The sequence below is a fragment of the Actinospica sp. genome (assembly GCF_035552695.1).
GTDB lineage: Bacteria > Actinomycetota > Actinomycetes > Streptomycetales > Catenulisporaceae > Actinospica.
Map to the genome: position 1 here is coordinate 46,890 of NZ_DASZKT010000039.1, position 15,340 is coordinate 62,229.

General features: G+C 71.0%; 16 protein-coding genes. 6 read left to right on the forward strand and 10 right to left on the reverse strand.

Annotation, left to right across the window (positions count from 1 at the left end; all coding sequences use genetic code 11):
* Positions 1-71 precede the first annotated feature (71 nt).
* Positions 72-557: an ATP-binding protein gene (locus VG296_RS06520; protein ID WP_325564120.1), complete on the reverse strand. Its 486-nt coding sequence runs from the start codon at positions 555-557 to the stop codon at positions 72-74.
* Between the two features lie 42 nt (positions 558-599).
* A complete protein-coding gene (locus VG296_RS06525; protein WP_325564121.1) occupies positions 600-941 on the reverse strand; it encodes an anti-sigma factor antagonist in 342 nt (113 codons plus the stop codon).
* 214 nt (positions 942-1,155) lie between these two features.
* Between VG296_RS06525 and VG296_RS06530 the strand changes: the two genes are divergently transcribed.
* Positions 1,156-3,474: a DEAD/DEAH box helicase gene (locus VG296_RS06530; RefSeq protein WP_325564122.1), complete on the forward strand. Its 2,319-nt coding sequence runs from the start codon at positions 1,156-1,158 to the stop codon at positions 3,472-3,474.
* Positions 3,475-4,244: 770 nt separating this feature from the next.
* Complete coding sequence (locus tag VG296_RS06535) at positions 4,245-4,790, forward strand: hypothetical protein (RefSeq protein ID WP_325564124.1); 546 nt, start codon at positions 4,245-4,247, stop codon at positions 4,788-4,790.
* Here the strand turns inward: VG296_RS06535 and VG296_RS06540 are convergent, their stop codons facing one another.
* The 7 genes from VG296_RS06540 to VG296_RS06570 are packed head-to-tail and all read right to left on the reverse strand — an operon-like array spanning position 4,791 to position 9,506.
* On the reverse strand, positions 4,791-5,225 hold the full coding sequence (locus VG296_RS06540) for an Rv3654c family TadE-like protein (RefSeq protein WP_325564125.1): 435 nt from the start codon (positions 5,223-5,225) through the stop codon (positions 4,791-4,793).
* Positions 5,218-5,655: a TadE family type IV pilus minor pilin gene (locus VG296_RS06545; protein ID WP_325564127.1), complete on the reverse strand. Its 438-nt coding sequence runs from the start codon at positions 5,653-5,655 to the stop codon at positions 5,218-5,220. The genes VG296_RS06540 and VG296_RS06545 overlap by 8 nt, the downstream gene beginning before the upstream one ends.
* 3 nt (positions 5,656-5,658) lie before the next feature.
* Positions 5,659-5,856 carry a DUF4244 domain-containing protein gene (locus VG296_RS06550; RefSeq protein ID WP_325564129.1) on the reverse strand — a complete coding sequence of 66 codons (198 nt, stop codon included), beginning with the start codon at positions 5,854-5,856 and terminating at the stop codon, positions 5,659-5,661.
* Positions 5,857-5,882: 26 nt separating this feature from the next.
* On the reverse strand, positions 5,883-6,737 hold the full coding sequence (locus VG296_RS06555) for a type II secretion system F family protein (RefSeq protein WP_325564131.1): 855 nt from the start codon (positions 6,735-6,737) through the stop codon (positions 5,883-5,885).
* Complete coding sequence (locus VG296_RS06560) at positions 6,734-7,528, reverse strand: hypothetical protein (RefSeq protein WP_325564132.1); 795 nt, start codon at positions 7,526-7,528, stop codon at positions 6,734-6,736. Before VG296_RS06560 ends, VG296_RS06555 begins: the two co-directional genes overlap by 4 nt.
* Complete coding sequence (locus VG296_RS06565; RefSeq protein ID WP_325564134.1) at positions 7,525-8,790, reverse strand: TadA family conjugal transfer-associated ATPase; 1,266 nt, start codon at positions 8,788-8,790, stop codon at positions 7,525-7,527. Before VG296_RS06565 ends, VG296_RS06560 begins: the two co-directional genes overlap by 4 nt.
* A gap of 50 nt (positions 8,791-8,840) precedes the next feature.
* Positions 8,841-9,506: a hypothetical protein gene (locus VG296_RS06570; protein ID WP_325564136.1), complete on the reverse strand. Its 666-nt coding sequence runs from the start codon at positions 9,504-9,506 to the stop codon at positions 8,841-8,843.
* Between the two features lie 784 nt (positions 9,507-10,290).
* Here VG296_RS06570 and VG296_RS06575 point away from each other — a divergent pair.
* Positions 10,291-11,091: an HAD family hydrolase gene (locus VG296_RS06575; RefSeq protein ID WP_325564138.1), complete on the forward strand. Its 801-nt coding sequence runs from the start codon at positions 10,291-10,293 to the stop codon at positions 11,089-11,091.
* Between the two features lie 605 nt (positions 11,092-11,696).
* On the opposite strand, the gene VG296_RS06580 is transcribed toward VG296_RS06575, so the two are convergent.
* Positions 11,697-12,521, reverse strand: coding sequence for a hypothetical protein (locus VG296_RS06580; RefSeq protein ID WP_325564140.1), 825 nt, complete (start codon positions 12,519-12,521; stop codon positions 11,697-11,699).
* Between the two features lie 102 nt (positions 12,522-12,623).
* On the opposite strand from VG296_RS06580, the gene VG296_RS06585 reads away from it, so the two are divergent.
* The 3 genes from VG296_RS06585 (at position 12,624) to VG296_RS06595 (ending at position 15,308) form a co-directional block, all read left to right on the forward strand.
* Positions 12,624-13,790 (forward strand): histidine kinase, encoded by a 1,167-nt coding sequence (locus VG296_RS06585; RefSeq protein WP_325564142.1) that lies wholly within the window; start codon positions 12,624-12,626, stop codon positions 13,788-13,790.
* 40 nt (positions 13,791-13,830) lie between these two features.
* Entirely contained in the window at positions 13,831-14,577 is a 747-nt protein-coding gene (locus tag VG296_RS06590; protein WP_325564145.1) for a LytTR family DNA-binding domain-containing protein, read from the forward strand.
* A 128-nt stretch (positions 14,578-14,705) separates the two neighbouring features.
* Entirely contained in the window at positions 14,706-15,308 is a 603-nt protein-coding gene (locus tag VG296_RS06595; RefSeq protein ID WP_325564147.1) for an acetate uptake transporter, read from the forward strand.
* Positions 15,309-15,340: the final 32 nt, after the last annotated feature.

The window sequence follows — 15,340 nt, forward strand, 5'->3', positions numbered from 1 at the left end:
TTCACGCCTGCGAATTCACGCCGTGCGGGATCCGCCCGGAGACAGCCGATTGAGTTGTGCGCGCGGGACGGTCAGCTGTAGTCGGGGTGCTGGACCGGCCAGCCCATCCGAATGACGCCGCCGGCCGGCACGGTCTCCACCTCGAGGTCGTCGACCAGCCCGCGGAGCACCGCGAGGCCCATGTCGGCGTCCACGCCGCTCGCCTCGAACAGCCCGCCCTCACCCTCGCCGTCGTCCGGCTTGGGCACCGGGCCGCCGGTGACCAGGTCGGCCACCTCGACCCGGAAGCGGTCGCCGGGCGGGGCGAAGCGAACCAGCACCGGCTCGCCGCGCGCCGCGGACCGGTGCAGGCCCACGGCCCGCGAGCAGGCCTCGCCGACCGCCAGCCGCACCTCGTCGAGCAGCCCGTCCTCCACGCCGGCCCGGCGGGCCAGCGCCACGGCCACGAGCCGCGCCGTGCGCACGTGCTCGGGCAGCGGGGCGAAGCGCAGCGAGACGCCCTCCTGCTCGTCGCGACCCTCGGCCGCGTCGGGCTCGGCGGCCTGAACACCCGTCATCTGATCCTCCGCACAGTCGCGATCCGGTCTTCCACGTGGGCGTCAGTCGGTCGCCGAGACGGCTTCCTCGACGCTCTGGTGGATCGGGAAGACCTTGGTGAGTCCGGTGATCCGGAAGATCTTCAGGATGCGCTCCTGGGTGCACACCAGGCGGAGCGAGCCGTCGTGCGCGCGCACCCGCTTGAGGCCGCCGACCAGCACGCCGAGCCCGGTGGAGTCGAGGAAGTCCACCGCCTCCATGTCCACTACAAGGTGGTAACGCCCCTGGTTCACCAGGTCTACCAGCTGCTCACGCAGCTTGGGGGCGGTGTAGACGTCGATTTCGCCGCCGACTTCGATGATCGTGCGATCACCTTCGTGCCGGGTCGACAGGTACAGATCCACGGGTCCTCCAGCACAGCTTCTATGCGTTGTCCGCAACCGTCTCGCCGAGCGCGCGAGCCGGGCCCGGTTCCATCGGTACCCTGCATTCAATCACTCTCCGGGGAGGCCTGGTGACGGAATGGCCCAGCTTCGGGTCAATCCGTCGGGGGTCTTCACCACGAAGAGTGGCTTGGTGCGTACCACGACGGCCAGGAGCGCCTAACCTCTTACTACCATGCCACGTTCGCGGACCGCTGAGGAGATCCTTCGCCGACTTGTGTTTCTCGGCGGGCCGACACGCGCCGAAGCGGCCGTGCACGTGGAGCAGATCGAGGCGCGCGAGGCGAGCTACGCGGACTGGCCGCGGTGGGCGGATCCGCTGCTCGTCGAGCGCCTGCGCGCGGCCGGCGTCGAACGTCCCTGGTCGCACCAGACCGAGGCGGCCGAGTTGCTGCACGCGGGGACGCACACGGTGCTGGCGACCGGCACGGCCTCGGGAAAGTCGGCGGGCTACCTGCTGCCCGCGCTCAGCGGCCTGCTCGCGGACGCCGCGGGCGGAAAGCGAAGCGGCACGGTTCTCTACCTCGCCCCCACCAAGGCTTTGGCAGCGGATCAGGCGCGCCGCCTGCGCGAACTCGACCTCCCGATACCCCCGGCCGTCTGCCTGGACGGCGACACCAGCGGCGAGGAGCGGCGCTGGATCCGGGAGAACGGCGCGTTCGTACTGAGCAATCCTGACATGCTCCATTACTCAGTACTTCCGGACCACCGGCGCTGGTCGTCGTTTCTGCGAAGGCTGACGTACGTGGTCATCGACGAGTGCCACGGATACCGGGGGGTGTTCGGCGCGCATGTGGCCAGCGTCATCAGGAGACTGCGGCGCCTGTGCGCGCACTACGGCGCGGAGCCGGTGTTCGCTCTCGCTTCCGCCACCACAGCCGACCCAGAGGCCACAGCGGCCCGCCTGACAGGCCTTCAGGTCGCCGCGGTCACGGAGGACGGGTCGCCGCATGGAAGGCTCTTGTTCGCCCTCTGGGAGCCGCCGCTGACCGATGCCCGGGGCGAGCGCGGCGCGCCGACCCGGCGGACGGCCGTGGCCGAGACGGCGACGCTGCTCGCGGACCTGGCCGGGGAGCAGGTGCGGACGGTCGCGTTCGTGCGATCGCGGCGCGGCGCGGAACTGGTGTCGGTGATGGCCCGCGAGGACCTGGCCCGCAGCGGCGGACGCGGCGAGCAGATCGCGGCGTACCGCGCGGGCTACCTGCGCGAGGACCGGCGAGCGCTGGAGGCCGCGCTGCAGAGCGGACGGCTGACGGCGGTGGCCGCGACGAACGCGCTGGAGCTCGGCATGGACATCGCGGGCCTCGACGCCGTGGTGCTGGCGGGCTATCCGGGCACCCGCGCGTCGCTCTGGCAGCAGGCCGGCCGGGCCGGGCGCGGCGGCCAGGAGGCGCTCGCCGTACTGGTCGCCCGGGACGACCCGCTGGACACGTACCTGGTCCACCATCCCGAGGCGCTGTTCGGCAAGCCGGTCGAGGCGACGGTTTTCGACCCCGGCAACCCGTACGTGCTGTGGGGCCACCTGTGCGCCGCGGCGTCGGAACTGCCGCTGCGCGAGAAGGACATGGACCTGTTCGGCCCGGGTGCGTCCGCACTCGTGGAGGAGCTCGCCAAGTCCGGCTGGCTGCGCAAGCGCGCCGACGGCTGGTTCTGGACGCGCCCGGAGCGCGCGGCGGACCTGAGCGACCTGCGCGGCATGGGCGGCGAGCCGATCCGCATCATCGAGGCGGACACCGGCAGGCTGCTGGGCATGGCCGACGGAGGCTCGGCGGCCGGAGCCGTCCACCCCGGAGCCGTCTACCTGCACCAGGGCGAGACCTACCTCGTGAGAGAACTGGACCTGGACGGGGCGATAGCGCTCGTCGAGGCCAAGGACCCGGGCTACGCGACGTACGCCAGGGAGGTCGCCCAGGTCCGGATCGAGCGCGAGGACCGCTCCGAGCAGTGGAACTCGCACTGCCGGGTGGCGTACGGCACGGTCGCCGTGACGAGCCAGGTCGTCGGCTACCTGAAGCGCGACTCGAGGACGGGCCAGGTGCTCGGCGAGGAGCCGCTGGACCTGCCCGAACACACACTGACGACCAAGGCAGTCTGGTGGACGGTGACCCCCGCGGGCCTGGAGGACGCGCTGCTCGCGGCCCCCGACGTCCCCGGAGCCGCCCACGCCGCCGAACACGCCTCGATCGGCTTACTCCCGCTGTTCGCCGACTGCGACCGATGGGACCTCGGCGGCCTCTCCGCGGCCGAGCACCCCGACACCGCCCTGGCCACCGTCTTCGTGCACGACGGCCTGCCCGGCGGAGCGGGCTTCGCCGAGCGCGGCTTCGCCAAGGCCAGGGACTGGCTCACGGCCACCCTGGACGCCATCCGCGCCTGCGAGTGCCGCACCGGCTGCCCGTCCTGCGTGCAGTCCCCGAAGTGCGGCAACGGCAACGAACCCTTAGACAAGACGGGTGCGATCCGCCTGCTGGAGGTTTTGCTCAAGCCGAGCTAGCGGGTAAACAGCCGTCGTTGTCAGACCGAGAGAAAGCACGTGTTGACGATGGCGAGCACCAGCGCGGACATACCCACGGCCGACCCGGCACCCGAAGCCGCACGGACCATGGGCCGACGTGGCGAGTGCAGCCGGGCCGAGGACGAGCATGGCACGCGCGGCCGGACCGAGAGCACGCGTCGCGAGCGTGCCGGGCGCGGACAAGCAGAGTGCTGGCGTGGTGCGCATGCCGGGCGCAGGCGGGCCAAGGACGGGGGTCGCCAGCGCGGGCGGACCGAGGACGGGCATGGCACGCGCGGCCGGACCGAGAGCACGCGTCGCGAGCGTGCCGGGCGCGGACAAGCCGAGGACGGGCGCGACGAGTGCGGCCGAACCGAGGGCTGGCATGGCGAGGGTGTGGGGCGCGCGGGGGCCGAGGACAGGCGTCGCGGGCGCGGGCGGACCGAGGGCTGGCGTGGCGAGCGCGCCGGGCGCGGGCGGGGCGAGGACGGGTATCGCGGGCGCGGGCGGAGCGAGGACGGGTATCGCGGGCGGGGGCGGAGCGAGGACGGGCGTCGCAGGCGCGGGCGGGGCGAGGGCTGGCTTGGTGAGCGTGCGGGGCGCGCGGGGGCCGAGGACGGGCGTCGCGGGCGTGGATGGGCCGAGAGCACGCGTGGCGAGTGTGCTGGGCGCGGACGGGGTGAAGATGGGCGTCGCAGGTGGGGGCGGAGCGAGGGGTGGCGTGGTGAGGGTGTGGGGCGCGGGCGGGGCGGTACAGGGCGGGGGGCTGCATGATAGCCGTGGCCCTAGCCGTGATCATCGGCGTCGTTGCCGTGACCTGCGGAATCGTGGCGGACTCCAACCATGCCGACACGCTCACCTTCCTCGGCGTGATGGTGAAGACCACCGCCGCCCAGATCTTTCTCGCCGGCGCGATCTGTACGTGGGCTCTGTTCGCCTCCCTGTGGTTGTTGTCGGCTGGAATAAGACGGTCGAAGGAGCGCGGTATCGAACTTCGCGCGGTCAGGGCTCTTCGCGTACGCCGCCTCCCGAAGGCGTTCATCGCCGCGTCGGGAATTGCGACCGGACGCGACGCCGGTTACGAGGCGGACGTGAGCGCGACCTACGTGGCCGAAACTGCAGTTGAGGAGCGTCGCGCGGATGCCGTGGACCTGGCGGGCGGTAGGGATGCCGCGGACTGGGTGGAGTGCGCGGATGAGGTGGACGCGGAGCCGACCGTCACCCTTGACCTCGATCATCTGCGCGTGGTGATCGAGACTGAGTTCGGGCGGCGCGCCGAGGCCGGCCGCTTCTACCGCGCTGATTCATCCCAGTGATCAGGAGTCGTCCGCGCTGCCGGACTCGCCGACGGGGCCGGCTCGGCTGACGGCTCGCACTGGGCCGAGGCCCGGCACGTGGGCGGCGAACGAGCCGAGGAACGGCAGTTCGCGACGTACCGAGACCGTGCAGTCCAGCGGGGCGCATTCGCAGCCGGCGAGCTCGGCACCCGCCACGGCCGCCGCCTTGGTCGCGGCGACGCAGGGGTCTGAATCGTCGCGCATCGCGAGGCGGTGCAACGCGGCCGACGCGGCGGCCAGGGCCGCGGAGTCGGCGGCGCGCTCGGCTGCGTGGCGCGTGCCTTCCGCAGCGACCCAGACCAACGCCCAACCGACTGCGGCCGAGACGAGGAGCAGGACGCTCACACACCAGATCGTCGCGGATCCCCGTTCGTCGCAGGGAGATCGGGCGCGGGCGCGGTAGGAATCAGTCATGTGGCCTCCGAGTGGTGGGGGTGGTAGGGGTGTCGGCGGAGTCGGCGGAGTCGGTCGGTACTGCTTGGCACGACGCGACTCGTGGCTCGCAGGGGACGGTGGCTGTCGCGGATATGTGTATGGACGGCAGGAATCGGCTCACGATGCTCTGATCGCGCTCGACCTCGACTGTCAGCGAGCCGTCCTGGCTCCAGGACGATGCGCGTGCACCGGATGGGGCGTAGCGCGCGGCGATTCCCGGTAGCTGCGAGGCGGGCGCGCCACGGGCCAGGGCGCGGGCCGCTTCCCAGGCCGCGTCGGCACAGCGGATCTGCTGTGCGGCCAGAAGCACGACCAGGGCCAGGGCGTATCCGATCCCGAGGATGATCGGGAGGAGGAAGGCCGTTTCGGCGGTCACGTAGCCCCGCTCGTCCTTCGTGCATGGGGGCATCGGTCATCCGGCGAGGTTGAGCGCACGGTGAACGAGGCCGGAGAGGGCCGAGGCCACGGTGCCGCCGGTGAGGATCTTGTAGAGCACGACGGCGAAGGCGCAGGCCGCTAGCGTGCCGATGGCGTATTCGGCCGTGGTGGTGCCGCGTTCGTCGCGTTCTCTTCGAGTTCTTATTCGGCGGATGCCGCGTCGCAGGTTCATGGGTGGCTTGTTCCTTTCGGTTGGGGTCAGCCGCGCAGGCGCGGCAGCAGGCCGAGAGCGGTCGGGACCACTCCAAGGCAGACGAATGCGGGCAGGAAGCACAGCGTCAGTGGGGCTGTGGCGCGGACGCCGACGGTGCGGACCTCGGCGGAGAGCGCGTCGGCGGCTTCTTCGCGAAGTTGTCTGGCGGCTCGGCCCACGGTGGCCGCCGCGGGAGCACCGGTACGGTCCGCGCGGATGACTGCCGCGGCCAGCGGCGCCGTGGCCTCGTCTAGAGCGAGGGCGCTCCACGCGGCCTGCGGATCGGCGCCGGCGAGAACGGCGGTGGCCGCGTCGTGGAATCGGCAGGCCAGCAGGTCGATTCCGGTCAGCTTGCTCCGGTCGAGACGCTCGGACGGGTCCTTGCGCGACTTGCCGTTGCCGCCGCCGAAGGCCCGGGCCACCGTGACGGCGGCGTGGGCCGGTTGCAGCCCTGCGGCCAGGCCCGCGGCGAACAGATCGGCGAGGGGCGGAACCTGCGCGGCGAGGCGGGCCTTCTCACGCAACGCCGATTTGGCGCGTTGCCGGGAGAGCCAGACGTAGGTGCCGACAGCACCGATGAGTCCCGCGGGAAACGCGCCCGGGCCACCGATGAACAGGGCCACCGCGACGCCACCAAGCACTACCCATACGGCCTCGGGCACGTTCGGCCTGTGCAAGCGGACGGAGGTCCAGTCGATGGCCAGCGGGTCGGCCCGGGCCGGGCGCGGCAGGCTCGGGAACGACGGCCAGCGGCTGCCGCGGAGGATGAGCGCGCAGAATCCCAGCAGCATCGCCAGGGCGATCTCCAGCACTCGCAGTCCGGGATCCGGCCAACTCAGGGCACCGATATGCGAACTCATACGCCCACCCGGCCTTGATTTCCGGTCTCATCCGGACGGAGGCTCGCGACGAGACGATCCGTCCATAGCAGGCCGACCAGATCGAGTCCGACTCCGGCGAGCAGGCTGCACTGGCCGATCGGGTTGTGCAGCAGGGCGTCCAGCGGGTTCGCGCCGAGCGCCAGTCCCAGGGCTAAGCCGAAGATCGGCAGGGCGGCGAGCAGCAGGATCGTCGCGCGGATTCCGGCGAGCTCCACCTCGGTCGCCCGGAGACGGGCGCCTTCCGCGCGTAAGCCCTCTTCGATGCCGCTGACGGCGTCGGCGAGCGCGATGCCGTGACGGTCGGCGGCGTACCAGCACGCGGCGAGTGCACGCAGCGCGCGGCGCCCGGGTCGGGCCGCATGGGCGGTCAGCAGTCTCGGCAGGTCCACGTCCTTGCCGGGGCGGCAGGCTTCCTCCGCGAGATCGGCGAGTTCGGGCCGCGACCAGACGGCTGAGGTGAAGGCCGTGCGCGGTTGAAGCCCGGCCTCGAGCTCCGCGCGCAGTGCCGTGCACAGAGCGGTGACCGCCTCCCGCTGCGCGTCGTGCTCGGCCCACCGGCGTTGCCTGGATTTTCGGAACGCGAGTACCGCGACGACCGGCGGTAGGACGAAGAGCGGCATCAGCGAGCGGAATCCCACGGTGCAGAACACGCTAATCACCGTGACGGTCGTGACGATGAGACTCCGGCTGGGCCTGCGGAATTCCGCTGCCTTCACGGGCATGCGCCAGCGCTGCGGCGGGACGGTGGTGGCCAGTGCCTGCTGCGTCATTGCTGCGCTCCATCTCCGCCGTTGCGGGGCCTCGGGATCCACGGCACGCGGTCGCGGTACTCGTCGGCCACCATCCGCGCGTAGTCGGGCTTCGGCGCACGGCCTGCGCCGCGCTCGGCCTGCAGCCCGGCGTAACGTCCACGGCCGAGTTCCGCCTCGAGCAGATCGAAGCCGGGCCATTCGCGGGTCCTGCCGGAGCGGTCGAAGGTCATCGCGAGCGCCGCCTGCAGCGGCCCGCTGGCGGCTCTGCGGCGCAGCACCGCGACGGATTCGAGCCTGCGGCGACCGTCCTCGTCGCGCACGAGGTGCACGGCGACCCGGACCGCGGCAGCGGCCTGACTGTGCACGGCCTCCCGAGACACTCCGGCGAGCAGGCCGAGCGCCTCGATGCGCGCGGGCACGTCCTGCGGCCGATTGGCGTGCAGCGTTCCGCAGCCGCCCTCGTGGCCGGAGTTGAGCGCGGTGAACAGGTCGATGACCTCGCCGCCGCGAGCCTCGCCGAGGATGATCCGGCTCGGGCGCATCCGCAGCGCCTGACGGACGAGTTCGCGGATCGTGACTCGGCCGCGGCCCTCCTGGTTGGGCGGCCTGGCTTCGAGGCGCACGATGTGCGGGTGGTCCGGGACGAGTTCGGCGCAGTCCTCGACCAGGACGAGGCGCTCCCCCGGGTCAGCGAGGGAAAGAAGCGCCGAGAGAAGGGTCGTCTTGCCGGTGCCGGCTCCGCCGGTGACGAGGAAGGCGACTCGTTTCTGGACGAGTTCGCTCAGCAGGCCGACAGCGTCATCGGCCAGGGTGCCGAGGGAGTTGAGCTCGCCGAGCGTGTATGCCTGGCGGCGCGGAATACGAAGGCTGATCGTCGTCCCCTCGACCGCCAGCGGCGGGAGGATCGCGTGCATCCGGGTGCCGTCAGGAAGCCGCGCATCGACGAACGGACTGGCGTCGTCGACGCGACGGCCCGCGCGGATGGCGAGCCGCTGCGCGTAGGCGCGCACCGCCTCCTCGTCGGCGAATCCGTTCTCGACTCGTTCGAGCTTCCCCTCGCGTTCCAACCACATGGTCGACGAGCCGTTGATGAGCACGTCGGTCACGGCCGGATCCCGCAGATAAGCAACGACCGGGTCGCTGCCGAGGAACTCTTCGCAGATCACCTGGGAAAGCGCCTCGATGCCCTTGGGCCCGAGTAGGCACCGCTCCTCGGTCAACGCGGCGGCGACCGACGAGGGGTCAGGGCTGAGGCTGCCGGCGGCGAGGCGGTCTTTCATCTCGCGGATCAGGCCGCCGTGCGGATCAGACGACCGAATGTCCGGGGCGTTCATGCGGCCACCGCCCCGAAGAGCGAGTCCACGAAACGGCCGCAGAAGCGGTCGAGCGAGGCCCGCTGGATGCGAGAACGGTCGCGGCTCGCCCTGATCACGCCTTGGAGCGGCAGCCGGAGGTGCGCGGCGAGGCCTTGCGGGCTGAGCAGATCGCGGCTGGGCAGCCGGGCGACGAGGCTGGGACGCGGGCCGAGCGAGCCGAGTTGGTCGAGCAGTCGGCGCGCGGAGACGAGAACGCGTTCTGCGACCGGTGCGATGAGCAGCGTATGCGTGGCGCATGCCGCGGCGAGCCTGGTCGAGTCGCTGAGGCTGCGTGGTAGGTCGACGATCATCAGCTCGGCCTCTGGCGCGATCGCGGACAGCGCGTGCCCCATGGATTCGGGTGGGATCGGCGTGCCGTCCGGGCGCGCACAGGTGAGCAGCGACAAGCCGGAGCCTTCGGCGGCGCCCTCGGAGCGGTGGCGCCCGGGCGACAGGTCGTCGGCCAGAATGGTCTCGAGGCCTCCACCGAGCGGATCCGCGTCGACGAGGACGACGGCGCGTCCGCTGTGCAGGGCGCTGCGGGCGAGCCCTGCGGCGAGGGTGGACGCACCGGCTCCACCGCAGCCGCCGAACACGGCGACGCAGGGTGCTGAGCCTAGGCTGGTCGGGCTGGGCGACATGGTGACAGATCCCTTGGTAGACGGCCGCGGATGCATTCTGCGTCCGCATGATCACCATCGGCTACCGAGGTCGAGCAGCGCCAGCGCCGCTCTGAAATCTGTGGATAAGCCCGTCCTCAGCCTGTGGACAACGGCGGGACCTGGTGGGATGAAGGTGCCCAAGTTCCCGTCGGCGGGCCAGATCTTCCCCTCATCGGCGATGAAAACTGAGAGGCGCACGGGCGGCGGAAACGAGGGCGATCGAGGCATGCAAGGGCAGGAGAGACAAGCGCGGGAGAGAAAAGGGCGGCAGAGGACAGCCGCCGGCGCCGGAGAGTCGGCGCTGGAGAGTTAGTACGAAGAGAAGCCCGTCAGCGCCGGATAGCACGGAGAGAAGCCCGTCAGCGCCGGAGGATTAGCGCGGAGGGAAGCCGTCAGCGCCGGAAGGTTAGTGCGGAGAGAAGCTCTGTCGGCTGAAGCGACCTGCGAGCGGGTCGGCCGGAGAAAAGGACGACCCCCGCCGGGGGGGAGAGCGGGGGTCGTCACCTTGGCGCGGCTCGGGGGGGAGGAGCCGGGCCAAGGCTGCACGGTCGCGAACGATCCGTGACTTCCATGGTGTACCCGAACCGCGCTAAAGGCAAACTGACGCTCCCGACGCTACGCTGAACGGTTGAGTATGCGTCGTTGACCTGCGCGGACTCCTCTAGTGACCGACGGGTAACACGGCGCGTCCGCGGGTGCCGCGTCAGCCTTCGGGCACGCGGGCGCCGGCCCGGCCGGGCAGCCGAGCACGTATGCTTCCCTCATGCGCACGGCGGCGTTCTTCGACCTCGACAAGACCATCATCGCGAAGTCCTCGACCCTGGCCTTCGGGCGCTCCTTCTATCAGGGCGGGCTGATCAACCGGCGGGCGGTGCTCAAGACCGCGTACGCCCAGTTCGTCTACCTGGCCGGCGGCGCGGACCACGACCAGATGGAGCGCATGCGGCAGTACCTGTCCGACATGTGCACGGGCTGGGACGTCGGGCAGGTGCGCGAGATCGTGGCCGAGACGCTGCACGACCTGATCGATCCGCTGATCTACCAGGAAGCCGCCGACCTGATCGCGCAGCACAAGCAGGCGGGCCGGGACGTGATCATCGTGTCCTCCTCCGGCGCCGAGGTGGTCGAGCCGATCGGCGAGATGGTGGGGGCCGATCGGGTGATCGCCACTCGGATGGTCGAGGAGGATGGCCGCTATACGGGTGAGATCGCGTTCTACGCGTACGCCGACAACAAGGCGGCCGCCATCAAGGAACTCGCCGAGGCAGAGGGCTACGACCTGGGCGAGAGCTATGCGTACAGCGACTCGGCGACGGACCTGCCGATGCTTGAGGCGGTCGGCCACGCGTACGCCGTGAACCCGGACAGGGCGCTGCGCAAGGAGGCCGGGACGCGGGAGTGGCCGGTGCTGGTGTTCACGAACCCGGTGTCGCTGCGCGCGAAGATGGCCAACATCCAGCTGCCGACCAAGCCGGTGCTCGCGGCGACGGCGGTGGGCGTGGGGACGGCGGCCGCGGCCGGCATCGTCTGGTACGCGCGGCGGAAGAAGTCGGGCAACGACTGAGCGGACGGCCCGGCTCCCGAAGCGAAGGACAGTTCCCGGAGGGCTGTTCCCGGAGGACAGTTCCCGATGGGCCGTTCCTGGAGGACAGTTCCCGGAAGACCGTCGCGCTCCGGAACCCGGGTCCGCGCCTGAATACGGGACCGCGCCTGAAGAACCTCGCCATTCAGCTCAGCCACTCGGCTCAACCATTCAGCTCAACCGCGTCAACTCAGCGGCCCCACACAATCCGCGCCACACACAGGTGACGGCACCTCGAGCGCTGCTCGAGGTGCCGTCGGGAGCGGGAATCCGGGTTAGCAGCGTGCACCGTTTCTTTCGCCAGTTCCAGGCCACCGCCCGGTCTCGCTCCACCCGGGTGTCGGTGGTCTGGCGGCGGGCCCTGACGAGGGCTGGTCGCGCGTGGGTTCCCGAATTTCCGTCTGCGGTCCGTGTGGCCGGTCGACTCCTACTCCTTAGTCTTCGGATATCCCTGGTATCCACTGGAATCGGTCTCGCGGGCCGTCTACTTCCTTTCTAGGCCCGAACCGGGCGCTTGGATAGCCGGGCGCCACCCTTACGCCGGGATCTTCACCCGAATGGCGGACAAAGCATTACAAAGCAGCAGGTCAGCCGCGTACCAGTGCTTCGCATACCGCCAAAGAATCTTGGGCGCCCGCTTCCAGCGCGACGCCGCAGTGCGCGATCCAGGTGCCGATCCCGGCCGCCGTGCCCTCGGAGTAGGACGCGAGAGCGGCGCGGTACGCGTCGATTCCGAGCTCCACGAAGCCGACTTCGGGGGCCGCCAGGGAGTTCGGGTCGAGGCCACGATCCACCAGCAGCAGCCGGAAGACGGCGCGGGCCACCAGTCCGTCGCCCCAGCCGAAGGGGGCGGTGGCCAGCAGCTCCGCGTGCGCGATCGCGGCGACGACCAACGCAGGGGCCTTGCTCGGCGCGGCCAGCACGCCGGTGAGCGCGTTCAGCCGGGCCGCCGCCTGCTCGGCGTCGACGGCCGACGCGGGCATCGCGGGTTCGGGTTCGACCGGCTCGCCGGGCAGCCGGGGACGGCCGATGCGCGCGGAATCGAACGAGCCCGCGGCGGCCAGCAGGTGCATCCGGGTCAGGGCCTGGGCCGGCGCCTGACGGAGGATCGGCAGCAGCTCGGACAGCTCGCCGGAGATCCGCAGCGCGCCGCGCACCACGGCGGCCCCCTCCTCGTCGCCCAGGTCCGTGCGCCGGCGCAGCTCCTCCAGCGGCCAGTCCGCCCCGGCCAGCGCCGCCGAGGCCCGCGCGCCGCGCAGCGCCGATTCGGCGGTCACCTGCGCGCTGCGGCTTCGCAGCACCTTGTGACCGCGCAGCCGGTCCACGGCGGTCCTGGCGCGGTCCACGGCCTCCGCGACGCCGGGGAGCTCGGCGACGGCGGCCAGGGGGTCGGCTTGCACCTGTTGGTTCATGGGCCGATCGTAACCGCGGCCGCCCGGCGACCAGGCGAACGGGTCGGCGATTCGCCGGGGCCCGTCTTCCGCAGGAGAGCGGACTGCCGTACCGTCACAGATGTGGACTCAGTGACCACGTCCATCGCCGTAGCCGGAGTCCTGGCCATTCCGGTGGGCGCCGCCATGCGCGCGGCGCGGCGCCACCACGTCTACGGCACGGCGACCGAGCGGGCCGCGTACGAGGCGATGCACACCGTCTCGCTCGCCGCCCCCGCCCTGCGCGAGGGACTGTCCGCCGACTCCGCCCGCAAGGCCGCGCGGCATCTGCGCCGGCTGCTCGACACCACGGCCGTGGCGATCACCGACGGCAATGAACTGCTCGCCTGGGAGGGCAGCGGGCATCGGCACGAGACCGATGCCTACACCCATGCGAAAGAGGTCATCTCGACCGGCCGCGTGAAACTCCTCGACTGGATCGAGTGCGGCAGCGAGGACTGCACCGTGCGCGACGCCGTCATCGCGCCGCTGGTCGTCGAGGGCGAGACCGTCGGCACGCTCGCCGCGTACAACACAGCCGCCTCGGTCGCGCTGACCCGGGCCGTGTGCGAGGTCGCGCGCTGGGTCTCCTCTCAGCTCGAACTCGCCCAGCTCGACCAGTCCCGGGCCCGCGCCGTCGAGGCCGAGATCAGGGCCCTGCGCGCACAGATCTCCCCGCACTTCATCTACAACTCGCTGACGGCCATCGCCTCCTTCGTGCGCACCGACCCCGGCCGGGCCCGCGATCTGCTGCTGGAGTTCGCCGACTTCACCCGGTACTCCTTCCGCCGCGGCGGTTCGATGACGACGGTCGCCGAGGAGCTGCGCTGCATCGACTGCTACTTCGAACTCGAACAGGCCAGGTTCGGCGACCAGCTCGAACTCGCGGTCCGGGTGGCCCCCGAGATCCTTCCCGTGGAGATCCCCTTCCTGTGCCTGCAGCCGCTCGTGGAGAACGCGGTGCGGCACGGGCTGCGCGGGCGCGGCGGGCAGGGTACGGTGACGATCACCGCGGAGTGCCGCGGCGCCGGCGGAATCGACGAGCACTACGCCATCGTGATCCGCGACGACGGCGTGGGCATGGACGAGGAGACGATCCACAGCTCGCTGGACGGGACCGGGTCCACCGAGGCGCACGCGCTGTCCAATATCAATGAGCGGCTGCGCGCGGCCTTCGGCTCCGGCTACGGTCTGGAGCTCAGCTCGTCCCCGGAGGCCGGGACCAGCGTCACGGTGCGCATTCCGCGGTAGCGAAGGCGAATGCGTAACCGAGCGATCGAGGAGCGGCGCGGTGACTGAGCAGACCGGACTGTCCGTGCTGGCTGTGGACGACGAGAAACCCGCCCTGGAGGAGCTCGCCTACCTGCTCGGCGCGGACTCCCGGATCTCCACCATCCGCACCGCGAACGGCGCGGCCGAGGCGCTGCGGGCGCTGTCCGAGCCCGGCCGGATCGACGCGGTCTTCCTGGACATCCGGATGCCCGGGGTGACGGGCCTGGACCTGGCCGGGACGCTGGCCCGGCGCAAGGACAGCCCGCACGTCGTGTTCGTCACCGCGCACGAGGATTTCGCGGTCAACGCCTTCGACCTGCACGCCGTGGACTACGTGCTCAAGCCGGTGCGCCAGGACCGGCTCGCCGAGGCCGTGCGCCGGGTGGAGGAGCGGCGCACCGCGCGGGCCAAGGGCAAGGAGGCGCCGGACGAGGTCGTGCCGGTGGAGCTCGCCGGGGTCACGCGTTTCCTGCTGCGCTCCCAGATCCGCTATGTGGAGGCGCACGGCGACTACGCCAGGCTGCACACCTCCAGCGGCTCCCACCTGGTGCGCATCTCGCTGGCCACGCTCGAGGAGCGCTGGACCGAGCATGGTTTCGCCCGGATCCACCGCTCCTACCTGGTCGCGCTCGGCCACATCTCCGAGGTGCGCTGGGACGCCGGGCACACCACCGTCACCGTCGGCGGGAAGGTGCTCGCGGTCAGCCGCCGACACGCCCGCGAGCTGCGCGAACGGCTGGTAAACCTGCCCAGTCAGCGCGGCTGAGGCGGCTGCCGTTCGGCGCGCTCCGGGGACCACTAAGCGCACAGGTACCAACGATCATCTGCGCGAATAGCGCAAGCGGGCACAGCTCGGTCAGAACCCTACAATGGAGAAGGGATCTAGGCCGCATCATGAGCACAGAAAACGCTCCCGTCTCGACCATCGCCGATCCGGCGCCGTTGGGGCTGCTCGGCTTCGGTTTCACCACCCTCATGCTGTCCCTCGTGAACTCCGGCACGTTCAAGGTGGCCGAAGGCGCAGCCCTCGTCCTCAGCCTCGCCCTGTTCTACGGCGGCGGCGCGCAGCTGCTCGCCGGCATGTGGGAGTTCCGCCGCGGCAACACGCTGGGCGCTTCCGCGTTCACCACGTACGGCGCGTTCTGGCTGATCATCTGGTACTGGTTCAACCACTACAACGCCGCCGCGACGAGCAACGCGGTCGGCTGGTTCTTCCTGGGCTGGGCGATCATCACCGCGATCTTCACCCTCGCCTCGCTCAAGACCAACCACGCGCTGATCCTGGTGTTCTTCTTCCTGACCCTCACCTTCCTGTTCCTGGCCTTCGGCCAGTGGCAGGCCAAGGGCGCGTTCAACCCGCTCAACGACCCGAGTCTGACGAAGGTCGGCGGCTGGCTGGGCGTGGTGACCGGACTGCTCGCCTGGTACACCGCCGCGGCGAACGTCGTGAACGCCTCCCACAAGCGCGAACTACTGCCGCTCAACCTGAAGCGGTGACCCGTCGGGCACCGTGATCGAACCGCGCCGCG